The 17905-nt window shown below is 60.7% G+C and carries 14 protein-coding genes; 5 read left to right on the forward strand and 9 right to left on the reverse strand.

Annotated features, from left to right (window positions below):
* The first annotated feature begins 286 nt into the window (after nt 1-286).
* On the forward strand, nt 287-2179 hold the full coding sequence (mrdA, locus tag JFT58_RS26005; RefSeq protein ID WP_054898205.1) for a penicillin-binding protein 2: 1893 nt from the start codon (nt 287-289) through the stop codon (nt 2177-2179).
* Between the two features lies 1 nt (nt 2180).
* On the opposite strand, the gene JFT58_RS26010 is transcribed toward mrdA, so the two are convergent.
* Nucleotides 2181-2582, reverse strand: coding sequence for a GFA family protein (locus tag JFT58_RS26010; protein ID WP_054898206.1), 402 nt, complete (start codon nt 2580-2582; stop codon nt 2181-2183).
* Between the two features lie 98 nt (nt 2583-2680).
* Between JFT58_RS26010 and JFT58_RS26015 the strand changes: the two genes are divergently transcribed.
* The 4 genes from JFT58_RS26015 to JFT58_RS26030 all read left to right on the forward strand — a co-directional run bounded on the left by JFT58_RS26015 (nt 2681) and on the right by JFT58_RS26030 (nt 7102).
* Nucleotides 2681-3148 carry an SRPBCC family protein gene (locus tag JFT58_RS26015; RefSeq protein ID WP_054898207.1) on the forward strand — a complete coding sequence of 156 codons (468 nt, stop codon included), beginning with the start codon at nt 2681-2683 and terminating at the stop codon, nt 3146-3148.
* A gap of 186 nt (nt 3149-3334) precedes the next feature.
* Nucleotides 3335-5692, forward strand: a complete 2358-nt coding sequence (locus JFT58_RS26020) for a DNA polymerase II (RefSeq protein WP_034125845.1) — start codon at nt 3335-3337, stop codon at nt 5690-5692.
* Between the two features lie 49 nt (nt 5693-5741).
* Entirely contained in the window at nt 5742-6374 is a 633-nt protein-coding gene (locus tag JFT58_RS26025) for a glutathione S-transferase family protein (RefSeq protein WP_054898208.1), read from the forward strand.
* 152 nt (nt 6375-6526) lie between these two features.
* Nucleotides 6527-7102, forward strand: a complete 576-nt coding sequence (locus JFT58_RS26030; protein WP_034125844.1) for a DUF4174 domain-containing protein — start codon at nt 6527-6529, stop codon at nt 7100-7102.
* A 72-nt stretch (nt 7103-7174) separates the two neighbouring features.
* On the opposite strand, the gene JFT58_RS26035 is transcribed toward JFT58_RS26030, so the two are convergent.
* The 8 genes from JFT58_RS26035 to JFT58_RS26070 are packed head-to-tail and all read right to left on the reverse strand — an operon-like array spanning nt 7175 to nt 17899.
* A complete protein-coding gene (locus JFT58_RS26035) occupies nt 7175-8218 on the reverse strand; it encodes an acyltransferase family protein (RefSeq protein ID WP_054898209.1) in 1044 nt (347 codons plus the stop codon).
* A gap of 22 nt (nt 8219-8240) precedes the next feature.
* Complete coding sequence (locus JFT58_RS26040; RefSeq protein ID WP_054898210.1) at nt 8241-9650, reverse strand: lipid II flippase MurJ; 1410 nt, start codon at nt 9648-9650, stop codon at nt 8241-8243.
* Nucleotides 9650-11083: an O-antigen ligase family protein gene (locus JFT58_RS26045; protein ID WP_054898211.1), complete on the reverse strand. Its 1434-nt coding sequence runs from the start codon at nt 11081-11083 to the stop codon at nt 9650-9652. The genes JFT58_RS26040 and JFT58_RS26045 overlap by 1 nt, the downstream gene beginning before the upstream one ends.
* Nucleotides 11080-12183 (reverse strand): glycosyltransferase family 4 protein, encoded by a 1104-nt coding sequence (locus JFT58_RS26050; RefSeq protein WP_054898212.1) that lies wholly within the window; start codon nt 12181-12183, stop codon nt 11080-11082. The genes JFT58_RS26045 and JFT58_RS26050 overlap by 4 nt, the downstream gene beginning before the upstream one ends.
* Nucleotides 12174-13391 (reverse strand): glycosyltransferase family 4 protein, encoded by a 1218-nt coding sequence (locus tag JFT58_RS26055; RefSeq protein ID WP_054898213.1) that lies wholly within the window; start codon nt 13389-13391, stop codon nt 12174-12176. Before JFT58_RS26055 ends, JFT58_RS26050 begins: the two co-directional genes overlap by 10 nt.
* Nucleotides 13392-13399: 8 nt before the next feature.
* Nucleotides 13400-14728, reverse strand: coding sequence for a cellulase family glycosylhydrolase (locus JFT58_RS26060; protein ID WP_034125838.1), 1329 nt, complete (start codon nt 14726-14728; stop codon nt 13400-13402).
* Nucleotides 14718-15908, reverse strand: coding sequence for a glycosyltransferase (locus JFT58_RS26065; RefSeq protein WP_054898214.1), 1191 nt, complete (start codon nt 15906-15908; stop codon nt 14718-14720). The genes JFT58_RS26060 and JFT58_RS26065 overlap by 11 nt, the downstream gene beginning before the upstream one ends.
* Complete coding sequence (locus JFT58_RS26070) at nt 15908-17899, reverse strand: GumC family protein (RefSeq protein ID WP_034125836.1); 1992 nt, start codon at nt 17897-17899, stop codon at nt 15908-15910. Before JFT58_RS26070 ends, JFT58_RS26065 begins: the two co-directional genes overlap by 1 nt.
* Between the last annotated feature and the right edge of the window lie 6 nt (nt 17900-17905).

Consider the following 17905-nt stretch of genomic DNA (forward strand, 5'->3'; position numbering starts at 1 on the left):
ACTCAGCAGTGAAACGATGCATCGCCGATGGTAGTGTGGGGTTTCCCCATGTGAGAGTAGGTCATCGTCAAGATTAAATTCCGAAACCCCAATTGCGAAAGCAGTTGGGGTTTTGTTTTGGGCGCTCGAAAATTCCGGCGCTTTCAGCAACATTAAATAAGCTGCCGTTGAGGGAATTCGATACAAAGTGTTTCTGCATTTTTGCTATGGTGCAGCACATTTTCACAAGGATTGATCTTTATCCGCAGGATGCGGCGTCGACCTTTTCCAACGAGATGCTGTAGAAATGCCTGAACCAATACCTATCAAAGATCACGAAAAAGAAAACCGTTTGGTCAACAAACGTTTGTTTGCCTGCGCATTGCTGGTAATTGGGATCACGTGCGCCTTGGTGGGGCGTATGTATTTTTTGCAAGTCGTGCAGTACGACTACCACTCAACAATTTCGGAAAACAACCGGGTCCACGTACTGCCCATCACACCGACTCGCGGCTTGATCTATGACCGTAATGGTGTAGTCCTGGCCGACAACCGCCCGAGTTACAACTTGACCATCACCCGTGAGCGCACAGCCGACCTCAAGGGTGAACTGGACGAAATCGTCAATCTGCTGCATCTGCCAGCCGAAGACCGTGCGGTGTTTGATAAGGCGCTCAAGCAGGCCCGCCACCCGTTTGTTCCCGTCACGTTGTTCTACGAGTTGACCGAAGAGCAGATCGCCGTTTTGGCCGTCAACGAGTTCCGTCTACCTGGGGTGGACGTGGAACCACAATTCGTTCGCCACTACCCCCTGGGCGCGCACTTTGCCCATTCCATTGGCTACGTCGGTCGTATTAACGAAAAGGAATCCAAGACCCTTGATTCGGTGGAGTACCGCGGTACCCAATCTATCGGCAAAACCGGAATCGAGCGTTTTTACGAGTCTGAACTGCATGGCCATGTCGGTTATGAAGAGGTAGAGACCAACGCACAGGGCCGTGTGCTGCGCGTGCTCAAGCACACCGATCCGATCCCTGGCAAAAACATCGTCCTGAGCCTTGACGTCAAGCTACAGGAAGCTGCCGAAGAGGCCTTGGGTGACCGTCGTGGTTCGGTGGTCGCCCTGGACCCGCAGACCGGTGAAGTACTGGCTATGGTCAGTAAACCGAGTTTCGATCCGAACCTGTTTGTCACAGGCATTAGCTTCAAGGAGTACGCTGCGCTACACGACTCCATTGACCGACCGCTGTTCAACCGCGTGTTACGCGGGCTTTATGCGCCGGGCTCAACCATCAAGCCGGAAGTGGCCATCGCCGGTCTCGACAGTGGCGTTGTTACTCCACAAACCCGAGTGTTCGACCCGGGTTACTATCAGTTGCCAGACTTTGACCATAAATACCGAAACTGGAACCACAGTGGTGACGGCTGGGTGGACATGGATGCGGCCATCATGCGTTCCAACGACACTTACTTCTACGATCTGGCCCATAAACTCGGGATCGATCGCCTGCACGACTATCTGGCCGAGTTCGGCCTGGGTCAGAAAGTGTCCCTGGATATGTTCGAAGAGTCTGCCGGCTTAATGCCATCCCAGGCCTGGAAGCGTGCAACCCGACGCCAGCCGTGGTTCCCAGGCGAAACCGTGATCCTCGGCATTGGTCAAGGCTACATGCAAGTAACACCTCTGCAATTGGCCCAGGCCACTGCATTGATCGCCAACAAAGGCGTATGGAACCGACCGCACCTGGCCAAGACAATCAATGGTGTGCCACCGGTGGATGAGCACCCAATGCCCAACGTGATCCTCAAGGACCCGCGTGACTGGGAACAGGTCAACCATGGCATGCAATTGGTGATGCACGATCCCCGCGGTATCGCCCGAGCGGCAGCGCAAGGCGCGCAATACCGCATCGCCGGCAAGAGTGGTACCGCCCAGGTGGTGGCGATCAAGCAGGGTGAGCGCTACAACCGTAACAAGACGTTGGAGCGGCATCGCGATAACGCCTTGTTCGTCGGTTTCGCGCCGGCCGAACATCCGAAAATCGTGATTTCAGTCATGATCGAAAACGGTGAGGCCGGCGGCCGTGTAGCCGGGCCTGTGGTGCGACAGATCATGGATGCCTGGCTGCTCGACCAGGAAGGCCATCTCAAGCCGCAATATGCAGCGCCGGCCAAGGCGCCCGGCGATCCAAGGGTTTGACTCAAACCTCCCACTCATCCCAGCGTGCTACGCCGTCATAGGCCAGCCACGGTACTTCATGGGCCGTCCAGATATGCGAGGTGGGCCTGACGCCCGGATCATCATCCAGCGTCGCCACCCGCACGATCACGTGAGGCTGATGCCCACGTTCAGCGATCAGATGTGAGCCGCAGCGCGAGCAGAAATGTCTGAATTTGCCCGGTGAAGATTCAAATGACGACAGCAGCTCTTCACCCTGCGTCCAGCGAAAATGCTCACGCATCACCCCGGCCGTGGCAACAAATGCTGCCGCGTGTGCCTTGCGGCAGCTTTCGCAGTGGCAGTGGCTGATGGGCATGTCCAGGCTGTCCACTTGGTAGCGCACGCCTTTGCACAAGCAACTTCCATTCAGTGGGTCAGTCATAACCTATGGCCAGGCAAGGAGGGGGTCATCATCATCGCGCACAACGCAAGGTTGCGCATTGATTGATGTCGCCTACTGTTCAATGAAGGAGGTGACTTATGCACGTATTAGATCGCATCGAACGTAAAGTCCTGCTCAATGCGTCACGTAAACAGGTCTGGGAGGCTCTCACGCAGGCCGAGCAATTTGGACACTGGTTCGGTATCGCGCTTAAGGGTAAAACTTTTGTGGCTGGGGAAACCATCGAAGCGCCGATTACCTATCCAGGTTATGAACATGTCGTATGGAAGGCCCGGATCGAACGTATCCTGCCCCAAACGCTGTTTTCCTTCTGGTGGCATCCTTTTGCAGTGGAAGAGGGCGTCGACTACGACAAAGAGGAGCCGACGCTGGTGGAGTTCACGATTGAAGATCGCGCTCCAGGCATTCTGTTGCGGGTCGTTGAGTCCGGTTTTGACAAGGTGCCCGAAGCGCGGCGTCAGAAAGCCTTCAAAATGAACTCCCGTGGCTGGGATGAGCAAATGGGCAATATCGAAAATTATCTGAGCAAGCCCCCAACAAAGTGATGGCGCACACCGGAGGGCAGTCTTCACTCCCCTAGGCAGACAGGCCGCTGACGGGCTCACAAAGCACGTTCAGCTCGATGCCTTTTCTTGATTTGCTGGCCTTCATGCACATAGCGGTCGGTGGTGGCGTTTGCACGGATGCCGAGTAGAATCACGCCCTGAAAGCGATTCCTGAGGTGCGGTACGGTGGATCTACAGCAGGGTTTTGTCCTGACCCGGCATTGGCGCGATACCCCGGCGGGTACGGAGGTCAGCTTCTGGCTAGCCACCGACCAAGGGCCAAGGTGCATTCGCCTACCCGTGCAGACCTCGGTGGTTTTCATCCCAGAGGCCCATCGCAAGCCACTCGATTGGCTGCTCAAGGGGGAGCGCGATCTCGAGTTGCGCCCCTTGCAGCTATGCGACTTTCATCACCGCCCGGTTCTGGGCCTCTACGCCCGCCAGCACCGCCAGTTGATGGACATCGAGAAGCGCCTGCGCGCTGCCGGGGTCGATGTCTACGAAGGTGACGTGCGCCCTCCGGAGCGCTACATGATGGAGCGTTTTATCACCGCTCCTGTCTGGTTCGGTGGCACCGCTGATGCAAGCGGCACCTTGCTCGACGCGCAAATGAAGCCCGCCCCCGACTACCGTCCTCCCTTGAAGCTGGTGTCCCTGGACATCGAGACCACCGCCCAGGGCGATCTCTACTCCATCGCTCTTGAAGGCTGTGGCGAACGCCAGGTGTACATGCTCGGCCCGCCGAACAAAACCGAAGCCGTGGATTTCAAGCTCGACTATTGCGACACCCGCGCTCAACTGATCGAACACCTCAACCAATGGCTGGCCACTTTTGACCCCGACGCGATCATCGGCTGGAACGTGGTGCAGTTCGACCTGCGCGTACTCCACGAACACGCCCAACGCCTGAACGTGCCGCTGTTGCTGGGACGTGGCGGGGAATCAATGGCCTGGCGCGAACACGGTAGCCGCAATCACTACTTTGCGGCGGCGGCAGGAAGACTGATCATCGACGGTATCGAAGCGCTGCGTTCGGCCACTTGGAGTTTTGAATCCTTTAGCCTGGAAAACGTTGCACAAACCCTGCTCGGCGAAGGCAAGGACATCTCCACGCCGTACCAGCGCATGGACGAAATCAACCGCATGTTTGCCGAGGACAAGCCTGCCCTCGCGCGCTACAACCTCAAGGACTGCGAACTGGTCACGCGGATTTTCGAGAAGACCGAGCTGCTCAAGTTCCTGCTGGAACGTGCCAGCGTCACCGGGTTGCCGGCCGACCGTAACGGCGGCTCCGTGGCCGCCTTCACCCACCTGTACATGCCGTTGATGCACCGCCAGGGTTTTGTAGCACCGAACCTGGGCGACAAACCGCCCCAAGCCAGCCCCGGCGGTTTTGTCATGGACTCGCGTCCAGGCCTCTATGAGTCGGTGCTGGTGCTGGACTACAAAAGCCTTTACCCGTCGATCATCCGCAGCTTCCTCATCGACCCGGTGGGCTTGATCGAAGGCCTCAAGCATCCCGACGACAGCGATTCGGTGGAAGGCTTTCGCGGAGCGCGCTTCTCCCGCACCCGGCATTGCCTGCCGTCCATCGTCACGCGGGTGTCCGAAGGCCGCGAAGAGGCCAAGCGCGAGCGCAATGCGCCGTTGTCCCAGGCACTGAAGATCATCATGAACGCCTTTTACGGTGTGCTCGGCTCCAGCGGCTGCCGGTTCTTCGACACCCGGCTGGCGTCCTCGATTACCCTGCGTGGGCATCAGATCATGCGCCAGACCCGCGCCCTGGTTGAGGCCCAAGGGTACGAGGTGATTTACGGCGACACCGACTCCACCTTCGTCTGGCTGGGCAGCGCGCACTCTGCGCAGGACGCCAATCGCATCGGCCTGGCGCTGGTGCAGCACGTCAACGACTGGTGGCGCGCGCACCTGAGCAACGAGTACGGCCTGCAAAGCGCCCTGGAACTGCAATACGAAACCCACTTCAGTCGCTTCCTGATGCCGACCATTCGTGGCGCCGAGGAGGGCAGCAAAAAGCGCTATGCCGGCCTGGTCGTGCGCGAAGATGGCAGCGAAGAAATGGTCTACAAAGGCCTGGAAACCGTGCGCAGCGACTGGTCGCCCCTGGCCCGGCAATTCCAGCAGGAACTCTACCAACGCATCTTCCATCGCCAACCCCATCAAGACTACATACGCGACTATGTGCGGCGTACCTTGAGCGGCGAATTCGATGAGTTTTTGATCTACCGCAAACGCCTGCGCCGGCCCTTGCACGACTACGAACGCAACGTCCCGCCCCACGTACGCGCCGCGCGCCTGGCAGACGAGTACAACGATCGCCTGGGCCGCCCGCGTCAGTACCAGCGGGGTGGCTGGATCAGCTACGTGATCAGTGTCAACGGCCCGGAACCGCTGGAAGTGCGGCGGGCACCCATCGACTACGACCACTACGTCACGCGCCAATTGCAGCCCGTGGCTGACGCAATCCTGCCGTTCGTGAATGACGATTTCGGTACCCTGGTAGGCGGGCAGATGGGGCTATTCTAGGTACCCGACCACAGGCTCGATATTGCCCATCGCTCAGGAGGAAACGCCCATGTACACCCTTTATGGCACCGACGAATCCGGCTCCTGCATGATCGAAATTGCCCTGCAACGCTGCGCAGTGCCGTGGCATCGCGTGCAGGCCAGTTCCTGGCAGGACGGCGAGGGTAGCGACGCGCTTGCACGAATCAATCCACTCAAGCAGATCCCCACCCTGGTCACTCCAAATGGCCAGGTACTGACCGAAAGCGCCGCGATCCTGATCCACCTGGGCCTGGAGTATCCCAAGGCCGAGTTGCTGGCTGGCGATCGTGCGCAGATCCTGCGTGGCTTGCTGTATATCGCCGCCAACTGCTATTCGGCGATCGGTATCATCGATTACCCGCAACGCTGGTTGGGCAATGCCGATGAGGCGCAGCAAGCGCAACTGGTCAGCGGCACACGGCGCTACCTGCACCAGGCTTGGGTCGTGTTTGCCGATCAGTTTGCCGGCCAGCTGTTTACCCCGAGCAACGCGCCGAATGCACTGGGCATCATGGCGGCAGCGGTGTCGCGTTGGGACGACGCGCGCGAGGTGCTCGGCAACCTGGCGCCGGGCTTTGCGCAGAGCCTGGAGCGGGTAGACGCTGACCCTGTCGTGGCCCCCGTTTTTGCCCGGCATTGGCCGCAGTGGAAGGTCTCGTAACCGGAAGAAACAATGACCAGGCCACTGTCCAAGCCCTTGCGTAGCGGGCTTCCTGACCTACGCTTCTCAAAGTGGTGTAGGAATCATCCTTGAATTTGGCTGTCGCAGACATGAAACTCAAGAACCCTGCATGGAATTCAAAGGAGGTGCGCATGCTCATCCGGTCGCTGACCCTGGCTACCTTGATGGCTTTTACGGGGCCTTTGTTGGCCGCTGATGATAATCCGCTCAAGCAGGAATTGGGCAAGACGCGCCCCCTGGTGGTCGTGGAGCTTGATGCTGGAAACCCGACACTGGCAACGCTGAAGAAACAACTGGAAGAGGCTGCCACCAAGCAGGCCTTCGAAGAGCGCAGCATGGTGTTCTACACCGTGAAGTTCGGCAGCATTGGTGCCGAAGGGGAGAAGTTCGCCAAGGATCCCAAAGACAGCAAAAAGCTCACGCCGCCTGAAACCAACGCACTGATCCGTGCCCTCAAGCTCGGCGTCGGCAGCGGCACCAAAGTGATTCTGGTCGGCAAGGACGGCGAGAAGAAACTCGAAAAAACCGTGCCGCCGGACAGCCTCGACCTGAAGGAATTCTTCAGCGCCATCGACCAGATGCCGATGGCAGAAAAAGAAGCAGCTGCCGTGGCAGAACCTGAGCCTGCCGCGCCTGCTGCGCCGGCCAAGGGGGCCAAACCTGGCAAACCCGTCAGCAAGTCGGCGCCTCAGCAACTTGATGATTGAACTACATGGCCCATGTGGGAGCTGGCTTGTTGTGGCAAGCAAGCCCGCTTCCTCATTAGTCCTGTAGTGCTTTTACGGTTTAGGCGCTTTGCGCACCGGAAACGGAAAATAGAAAAACCGCAAGAACGCCACCCGCTTGATCACTTCCCCTATCAGCAACGGCACCAACAGTGCCACCACCAAACCTACACATGCCGCCATGAACGGATGCAGGCCCAGGCGCTCCATCAGGTCAAACGTCTTGTGCTGGATTTCGCCATGGAAGATCAACAGAATCAGGGTGGACTGGCCGATATAGGTCATCACTCGGGTGAGCAGCGCCGACACCATCAACACCCGTGCCAGCGCCCAGCAAATGTACACGCCGATCACTGCCAGCAGGCTGGTCCACAGCCAGTGGTCGTAGCGTCGCTGGGCCAAGTCCATGGTGTCGTGGCTGTAAATGAACACGGCGGCGAACAGCACCACCGAGATCAACAGGGTCAGCAACGAACCTTCATGCCGGCGCAGCCAATCGCGCAGCAGGTAGCCATAGATGAAGTAGGTGCTGCTGATCAGCGTGACGTCGAGGCTGAAGGGCAGGCCGGGCAACATCCAGGTGTGGTCACCGACGCTCACCGGTATCTGCCAGAACCATTGCAGCGTCCAGATGCCTAGCAACAGTTGCACGCCGATCAGCATGCAGGCGACCACCAGGGGCAGCTTCAAGCGCTGGATCAGCCGCAGCATCAGCCAGCTGAATAGAATCGCCACCCAGAAGTGCGGCAAGAACCACAGCGCTTGCCATGGGATAGTGTCCACCGAGGCATACAGCACGCCGCCTATATCCGGCAGCAGCGGTTGCCCCCGCAGTACGTCACGTACGATCACGTACAGCAGCATGGTGAAAAAAAACGGCTTGAGCAGGCCATCGGCCTTGCGCACCGCCATCTCCACGAACGGTTGCTCGGGCCTGAAGAACACCCCTGACAGGAAAAAGAACAACGGCAGCACGAACGACGCCAGGATCGGGTACATCAAGTCCAGCGAGGTGGCGACGAACCAACTGTGACCATACACAATAATCAGGATACCAATGCCCTTGGCGATATCCATTTGAATCCAGCGATGTTTCATCTAAGTCTTCCCGAACGATCATTCACGCCTTGCGCCACGGCCTAAGCCACAGCCCCATGCCCAGCAACACCAAAGCACCTGCCAGGGTACTCAACCCCAATTGCAGCCATACGTCTTGCAACCCAAACAACACCAGCGCCGCCAGCCCCAGCATCAACGTGCCGAGCAGCCAGTGCCGCGCCCAAGGCAGTGCCGTGAGCAGCCCCTGGCGCTGCATCAGCAGCAGTGCGGTGCAGATCACCCCAGCCAACGCCGCCAACGGAATACCGGCCAGGCCAAATGCAAACGGCAGTGCGCAGAGCAACAGCACGTTGACCAGGCTGCCCAATAATTCACAACGCAGCGGCTGGCGCGTATCGCCCGCGGCATACGCATAGCGCGCCAGCAGGGCGTTCCATGCGCCAAACACCAAGGGCACGGCAAACCATGCCAGTAACAGTGGCAGAGGCGAATCAACCGATTGCTTGGGCAGCAGCAACGCCACCAGACTGGGCGCCGCCGCCACCAGGCCGACGCCGGCCGGCAGCGTCAGCACACTGGCGGTTTCCAGGCCGCGCTTGAGCAGGGCCAGGCGTTCATCGCCCTGGCGGCGGCTCATCATGCCCAGCAGCACCTGGTTGAGGCTCATCAGCGCAATCAGCGGCAGGTTCATCAGCTTGCGGGCCAGGTTGACCCAGGTCACCGCGCCTTCCCCCAGCAGCGACGCCACCAGGCGTTCTATCAAAGCCAAGCCCTGGCTGGCGCCGTTGCTCAGTAACAGCGGGCCTATACGCTGGCCCAACTCCCGCAGGGGGGCAACCGCCAGCTGCATGCGCCACGGCCGCCAGCCCTGACGCCAAATCGACGGCAACAACGCCAAAGGCATCAACAGGCTACCGGCGAGACAGGCCAAGGCGAGGCTATGGGGTTGACTGGCCGTGCCGGCCAACGCGAGATAGGCCACCGGCGGCAGGTTGAACAACAACGAGCCAAGCCCTGCCAGCACAAAACGCTCGCTGGCCTGCAAGGGAATACTGAACAGTGCATGCAGCATCAAGCCTGGCACGCACCAGGCCACGACCTGCAAATTGCTGGCGGCCAGGGCGGTGGCACTGGTCGCCAGCCCTGGGCCCAGTACCTGCACCAGCCAGGGGGCTGACAGCATCAGCAGCAGACTGACCAGCAGGGCAACCAACAGCAATGCCGGGAACAACACGGCCAGCCAATCGAGGCGCTCGCTGTCCTTGCGCTGCAAGTAGAGCGGCAACGCGGCGGCGCTCAACACGCCACCGGCCAGCGACATTCGCAGCGCCTCGGGCAAGAACAGCGCGATCAAGAACGCATCACTGCGCTCCCCCGCGCTCCAGGCCGCCACCAGTAACCATTCGCGTGCGAACCCCAGGCACAGGCCGAGCAGGGTCGCCAGGGTCAGCCATACTGCAGAACCGAGCATCAGGGGCGTGCGCCATCAAGCAGCGGCTTGCGAAAAACCACAGTCTTGACCTGTGGCAGGCGCGCTGGGAACAAGCGCCGTGCTTCCAGCACATTGATCCCAACCATCAGCCAGAACAGCGCGACCATCACGACGGCAAAACTGAAGTAGTGGTCAAATAACCCACTGACCAGCGCCGACAGAATTCCTGCCGTGCTGCCCAGCCACAGGGCATTGTCCTTGGTCAGGCGGATCGGGCCTTTTTCCGGCCTGGCTTCACGCCACCAACGCACCGTAACGGCTATAAAGAGCAGCATGCCGACGATGCCGGTCTTGTAGATAAAGTTCAGCCACAGGTTGGAGATCCCCAGCAAGTGTGTGCCCGGTACCGGAGGGTCAACCTTGAAGCCAATGCCGAACGGATACGCCACCATGGCCTGGGGGAACATGCGGTATTCATCAAAACGAACTTCGGTGCTGGCGTTGCTCGACGAAAAGATCGTCGCCAAGCGTTCCTGCAGCGGTGGATAGGCCATTACCAAGGCCACGGTCAACGCCGCGCCGATCATCAACAAGCGTCCGGTGTAAGGCACGCGACGGGTGGCCATCCACATCAGTACCAGCGCCAGGCTGACCATCGCGCCACGGCTGCTGGCCAACAGCAACGCCGCCGCTCCCAGGCACGCCACGCCAAGGCCCAGCGCACGTTTGAAGCCTTGTTCGGTCATGCCGTAACAGAACGCCAGGGGCAGCAACAGCGCCATGATCCCGCCGATGGCGTTCGGGTGCATCCACGGTGAACCCATACGCGACGACATGGCTTCCAGGCCGAATTTCAACATGTCGAAGTTGCCGTAGTTGAGAAGGGCGAGAATCGGCGCAATCCCTGCCCCGGAGCGCGTGCGCACGAACACGGCGATCGACATCACCAGCATCGCCAGAGTGCCCAGCAGTAAGGCGATCACCAGGCTTTCGCGGCGTTTATAGTCCACCAGCAGCTTGGCGGCCAGGAACACCCCAGACAGGTTCAACAACCAGCGCAGCCAGTTGGCTACGCCGCTGCTTTCGGCGTGGATGCTCACCTGGCCAACGATAAACGGGAACACGCTGAACAGCATCAGCCACAGCAGCATCTGGTCGGTGGGCCGGCGTGCCAGGCGCGGTGCATCGGGCAGGCGTGACAGGAAGCTGTGCCACAGCACGGCGCCCCAGGTCAGCGCCAGGATGGCTTCGCTTACCGTGCTGCGGATGCCCAGGTTGAGGGTGGAGTAGGGCATGAAGGTCGCGACCAGGGCAAACAGCAACAAGCCCCAGAAGGGAAAGCGCAGGATGGTCACGGCTGCCGCAACACCCATCACAGCGAGAAAGGCCTTGGCCGGTGACAGCGCCAGGGCGGCTGCACCAAACAGCACGCCGAAGAGGATGGCGACGAGGCTTGCCAGGGAGAGTCTCATTTCAGTTCCTCGATCAGTTCGGCCAGGCGCCGACGATAGGCGTTTGGGTTGTAGCGTTCGGCCCATTGCTTGCGTTGTTCTGCAGAAGACTCGTCGCTGCGCTCGCCCAGGCTCAGCATCAGTTGCACCAACGCCGGACCATCGGTCGGGGAAAACCGCGGCGCCGACGGCGGGGTGATTTCATCCAGCGAGGTACCGCTGGCCACGGCCACAGGTGTGCCGACGCTCAGCGCTTCAATCACCGGTAAACCAAACCCTTCCGCGTAGGAGGGCTGCCACACACGGGACGCCTGGCGGTACAACGCCTGCAGTTGGGCATCGGTGACACCACTGAGTGCGCGAATTCCCGGTAGCCCGCGCAGTGCTTCGGGCAAATGCTCAAGGCTGCCCACCAGCATCAATTCCGGTACAGCGGGTGATTGCTGCCGCGCCTGCTGCCAGGCCTTCACCAGAAAGGGTACGTTCTTGCGCAACTCGCGAGTACCCACCAGTAGCCAGAAGGCTTCGGGTAAGTGGAGATCGGACAGGTCTGCTGCCGGCTCATTGAACCCATCCACCTGATTGGGCAGCACACGCACCTTGCCCGCCGCCTGGGGAAACAGGCGTACGGTTTCATCGGCACTGTATTGCGAGGGTGTCCACACGCGGTCGGCGCTGCGCACCGCATAGGCAATCGACAGCCGGTCGCTGGTCTTGTAGACCAGGGCCTTGAGGCGATTGGCGTGGTAGTTGTCCAAAGTGATCTGGAACAGGTCGTGCAGCAGTACCACAGTGCGCAGCCCCTTGGGCTTGGGTGGTAATGGCAAGCCCATATTGAAGGTGCTGATGTACAGGTCAATCTGTTGTTCGCGCAGGGCCCGGGGTAAAAAGCCGGCTTCGAAACGCAGGCGATTCTGTGGCTGATGCATCGCCGTCTTCGCGCAACCCCAGGTCGGGCAGTGGGCCTGCAAGCGTGTCTGGTCGCCCAGCGGGGCCACGGTAAACCGTTCCAATTCGATACCCGGCAAGGCACGCAAGGCGCTTTCCAGGGCATACACCTGGCGGCTGATACCCGATTGCGGCGAGGTGCCGACGGTGCGGTAATCCAGGCCTACACGCATACAGGCTCCTTTTGAGTGAGCGGCGACAGGCTGGCGTACACCTGCTCCAATTGGCTGGCGGCCACGCTCCAGTCATGGGCGCGCCGCACATAGGCGCGCCCGGCTTCGCCCATGGGCGCTGCGGCCGCGGGGAATTGCAGCAGGCGTACTACAGCATTCGCCAGGTCAGCGGCGGTTTGCCCTGCGAGGTAGTCCAAGCCGTCGACCAGGTCCAGGCCCGACACGCCCTGCTCGGTGCTGGCCAGGGGCAGGCCGGCCGCCAGCGCTTCCAGCACTTTGAGCTTGGAGCCGCCGCCATGGCGCAACGGTGCCAGGAACACTGAACAACTCGATTGCAGGCTCAGCAGGTTCGGCACGAAGCCTTGCCACTCAATGCGGGGGTCCTGCCAGCGCTCGCGCCAGCCGTCGGGCATGCCGAAACCGCACACGCTCATGCGCGCATCCGGGCAGTGCTCCCAGACTTTGGGCAGGATTTCATCCAGGGCCCACTCGATCGCGTCCACATTGGGCGCGTACTCATAGTTTCCGAGAAACAGTACACGGCGTGTCGATGGATCTGGGTGTGCAGCGGCAAAGTGGTCGCAGTCCACGCCATTGACCACCACCGGCACCGGTTTGCCGGCGATGCCTTGCATCACCTGTGCATCGCTGTCGGTTACTGCTACCACCTGGGTAGCCTGGCGCATTACCCGGCGTTCCCAGCGCATATAGCGCCATTGATCGTAGCGAATGAACGGCAGCGCCCAGCCCGGCAGGCGGTCATAGGTGGCCGCGCCCAAGGCCGATTCCACGTTGTGTTCGGTGAGCACGAAGGGCTGGGACTTGCGCACCAGGGCGTCTTCATACGGCTGGAAGCTGTAGCTGTGTTCTATTTGCACCACATCCCAGTGCTCATTGAGCAGTTGGTTGAATCGGTCCTGCAACGCCCCCGACAGCCCATTCACGCTGGCCAGCAAGGGGTAGGGTGCAAAGAGTCCGGCCACCAGGGTCTTCACGCTGCGCAGTGGGCGGCGGGGCAAGATGATCAATTGCTCGAGAAAGGCTTCCAGTACCTGGCGATCGGTCAGCGATACCGGGTGTTTGTCATGCAGGAGCAAGGTGATCCGATGCCCCCGGGCCGCCAGGCTGCGCAGCAGGTGGAACTGACGCGTCTTGCCGCCGCTGGTGGCGGGCCAGGGTGAGTAGGGCAGGATCCATAAAATGCGCATGACGGGTTTCAATCCCATAACAGAATTTGCAGGTTCGGCTTGACCGCAACGGTCAAGCCGTTGGTGCCGCTCACTGGGGTTTGCGTGCCGCGCAGCGGGTCATACAGGGTGGCGTTGGCGAGGTCCGGCAGGTGCGCATTACCGCCTTTTGCCGACCAGAAGAACCACAGCTTGCGACCATCGGCGCGGGTCCATCCGATGCTGAACAGGCCCTCGGGCAGTTGATCGGCGGCGGGTGGGTCGCCAGGCGTCAATTGCGGTCCGCTGACGTCGAGAAAATGCTTCAGTGCGGTATAGACCGGTTTTGGCTTGGCATCGAGGTCGAGCAAGCCGTAGGCACGGTCGCGCACGCTGGCGCGCTGGTCGAGGTCGCTCAAGGTGAACAGGAAGATCTTGTCGAAATCCATCGCGCTCATCAGGGCCAGGCGGCGGAGCACATAGTCGGCCTGGCCTTGCAGGGTAATGATGTCCTGGACTTCCTTGGGCCCCGTGTACGCTGACCAGCCCCATTCGGTGCTCCACAGCGTCTTGACGCCATTGCTGCGCAGTTTTTGGTTGAGCGCAGTTGTCTTGGCGACGAAGTCCAGGTTGGCGGGGTCGTTTCCTTCGGGCAACTGGGTGTAAGGGTGATAGGACATCACGGTGTTCAGGCTGGGCACGCCGAGGGCATCGAAGGCGTCGAGCATGGTCTGGCCGTTGGGCATCTCGCTGAAAAACGCCAGGCCAGCCGCCACCACTGGTTTATTCGGGTTGACCGCACGCAGGGCCGCTGCGCTGCTTTTCAGCAGGGCGGCGTAGCCGGCCGGGTCGGCCACGGGGCGCCAGAAGCCGAGCAGATTCGGTTCATTCCACACCTGCCAGGCATCAACGCTGGGATAACGTTGGGCCAACAGCGCCATGCGGATCGCGAACACATTCGGGTCCTTGGGCGGGTACTGGTCCTGATACGGCGCACCCACGGGCGCGGTGGTGATGAAGGGCGCCGAACCCACCAGGTAGAAGACCGACTTGAGCTGGTTGTCCTGCAACTTGGCCACCAGTTCGTCCAGCGTGGCCACCTGGTACTGATCAGCCACCGGCTCCAACCGATCCCAATGCAGGTCCAGGCGTACCCACTGCAAGCCCAGGTCCTTGAGACGGTCGATCTGCATCTGGTAACGCTGGGGGCTGAACCACAGGAACTGCGCGTTCACTCCCAGGAAATCCTTCCACACCAGCACCTTGTTGCCCTTGAGCACATGGCTCTCGGCATCGGCCGGACGCCCCCAGATAAAGACGGTAACGCCCATGACCGCCACCAGTGCAAGCGTGGCCAAGTACGTACGTTTACGCACCATAAGGGGCCCCCGCAATCGCTTGCTCAAAAAGCTGCTTGAACTGCCGTGCGGTCAGCGGCCACAGGCGTTGGCCGCCAATGTGCGCGGCGCGTTCGGCCCAGTCCCTGGCCAGCGTCGGGGTCTGCGCCAGACGCAGTAGTTGCGCGCTCAACGCGGCGACGTCGCCTTGGGGATAGATTGCGCCGTTCCCGCTGGCAACCTCTTCGGCAAATGCCCGTGCATCCGAAGTAATCGCCCCGCGCCCGCACGCGGCGGCCCAGGACAACGCGCCGCTGGTGCCGCGCTGGCGACCCAGCAGGCCAAGTTTTTTCGATTCGCGATACGGCAGCACCATCACGTGGTGCGCCTGTATCGTCTGCGCAATCTCGCTGGCCGGCAGGTTCAGCCGCCAGTCGATGGAGCCAGACAGGCCAAGGTCGGCTATCTGGCGGTTCAATTGTTCAAGGTAATTGCCGCCCGCCCCAAACGCCATTTCGGCGGCAGTGCCACCGGCCAGGGTCAGGCGCACACGGTCACGCAATTGGGGGGCTTGCTGGAAGACTGCGGCCAGGGCCTGTAACAGGTCTTCAATGCCTTTGCCCCGGTAGATAAAGCCGAAATAAAGCAGGTGCAGCGTATCCAGGGGCGGCAGCGCCACCGCCGCAATCGCCAGGTTGGCATGGTTGATCACCGCCACTTTGCCCGCAGGCAATTGCATGCGTTGGCTGAGGCAATCGGCGCCCAGGCGGGTGAGGGTGATCAGTCTTGTGAGGCCGCGGGCCACCTGCCGCTCTTCACGCAGGGTCAGCGGGTCTGCCAGCACCACCGCCGCTTGCGGCAACGGGCTGGGCAAGCGCTCCAGCAGGTTGAGCGGGAAGGGCAGTTGCTCGCGCCGCCATACCATGCGCTCGGGGTCATGCACGGTGGCCGTCAGCGGCAGGTTGGGATAGGCCTTGCGCAACTCGCGCAACGCCAGAAACTCCCCCAGCCGGCCGCCGCCCAGCTCGGCGTGGACCAGGTCCACGCTCTGCCAGTCGAATGCACCGATGGCCTGTTTGATCGCGATGCTGGTGCCCTCGACGCCGCTCAACGGTGTCGCCACCGTCACGCCCAGCTGCTCCAGTGCCGTCTTGAAATGGTTCGCGTAGTCGGCGATCCCATTTTTTTCCGGCGGCAAAGGCGCGAGCAGGGCGATGCGCATCAGAACGCCCCCCGATATTTGGCGATGGTCTGCAGCACCTTGGCCGGCACTTCGAATTTACGCCGGTTGATGATGATGCCGTCCACTTTGCCGAATGCGGTATTGAGGATCGACAGCGCATGCTCCACCACCGGGACCGTGCTTTTCTGCGCCTCCACCACCAGGGCGATCAGGTCGGCGCGACGCAGATTGACGAAGGCATCGCGGTTGTCCAGCAGCGCCGAGGCATCCAGCAGTACCACTTCGCCCGGCGCCGCCGGGGCCGCACCGCCGACACGCACAGTAATGCCGTTTTCCTGAAGCAACTGGCGCAACTGTTCCACTACGAACGTCACCCCTTCACCATGGCGCGCGGAGGTCAACCCGAGGGTCAGGCCGCGTTCAGTGATACGGTCCAACTGCAGCAGACCGTAGAGCCGGTAGATGCTCGCGTTGAATGCGTTGGTGCCTTGTGCGGTACTGGTATCCAGTTCTGGCAGGGTGGTCCACAGCGGCAGGCCGAACTTGCGTTCCACCAAGCCACCGTCATGGATGCGCTGGTCGAGCAGGTAGCACAGGTAGATCACCAGCAAGCCGACCACGATGGAAAACGGGATCGCCAACAACAGCATCAACAGGGTTTTAGGGAAGATTCGGCCAGGGTTCAGGGTGGCCTCCTCGATCACCGCGATATTGCTGATCTGGCTGTTATCCAGCTCACGGTCGATGCGCGATTTTTCCAGGTTATCGACATACAGCGCATAGTTACGCTCGGTGGCACTCAGTTCACGGGACAGGCGCGCCAGCTCCGGTTCAATCTCCAGGGCTTCCTTGCGTTGCGCCTCGAGGTTCACCAGTTGTTTCTGCTGTTGCACCAGTTGTGTACGCAGTGCCGAGTTGTTGCTGGACTCATCGAGCAGCACGCGCTGCAAGTGGATCTCCAGGGTGTTCGGCGCACGGTTTTCCGAGCTTTGCACGGTGTTGCTTTCATTCGCGACCTGGGCCTGCATGGCGCGGATCGACGCATCCAGGGCTTTGACCGGCGGCGCATTGTCGGTGTAGGTGCGCATCATGTCGGCCTTTTCCAGCAACTTCTGGTTGAGCAGGCGACGCAAGTCCTGCTGCTGCGGGTTCAGCGCAATCTGGCGTACCGTGGTCACTTCCTTGGGTTGGGTCTTGAGCTGAGTGCGGGTGCTCTCCAGGGCGCTGTCGGACGAGGCAATCAAGCGCGTGGTATTGAAGGTTTCGCCACGCAGCACGTTGATGCGCTCGGACAAATCCTCCAGGCGATCGGTGATGCTTGCCGCGCCGATCTGGTTCAAGTGGGCAAGAATCTGCTCCTTGTAGCTCTTGATTTCGGTAGCGCTGTTGGCTACCTGGCCTTCATAGAAGGCATACAGGCTCTTGCGTCCCAGGGCCTGGGTGCGTTCGTTGATGTAGGTCTCGACCCAGCTTTTGACCACCGCCTGGGCGATTTCCGGGTCGCTCCACTTGAAGCTGATGTCCATGACGGTGGAACCGGCCGCGTGGCTGACGTCGAAGTTTTTCTCCAGGCTGGCGGCCAGGCGCTCCACGGGTGTGGTCTGTTCAATGATGCCCACGGTTTCCAGCACCACGCGCACACCGTCGAACACTGCGCCGATACCACTTTTGACGTAGTACTTGGTGCGCTTCCAGAGGCCTTCCGGTGGCGGCATTTTGTCGATGACTTCCAGGTAATGCTCGGCCACCGCCCGCACGATAGGGCGACCGGTCAGCAGGCGTTCCTCATCGACAATCGGGTCGCGTTGAGTGCTCGGCATGACCAGCGCCTGGCGGTTGCTGATCTCAATGGGCAGCGTCGAATCGCGCCCCGGCTTGACCAGCAAGCGTGCGGTGGACTCGTATTTGGCTGGTAGTAAAAAGGCCCCCAGCAGAATGATCACCAGCGCCGCGATGGCCGCCAGCTTGAACTCGTGCCGGAAGATGAAGAACAAGCGCAGAAGATCGCGAAAAGAACGGATCTCGATCATGGGATG

The sequence above is a fragment of the Pseudomonas sp. MF6767 genome, assembly GCF_016405475.1.
Lineage (GTDB): Bacteria > Pseudomonadota > Gammaproteobacteria > Pseudomonadales > Pseudomonadaceae > Aquipseudomonas > Aquipseudomonas paracarnis.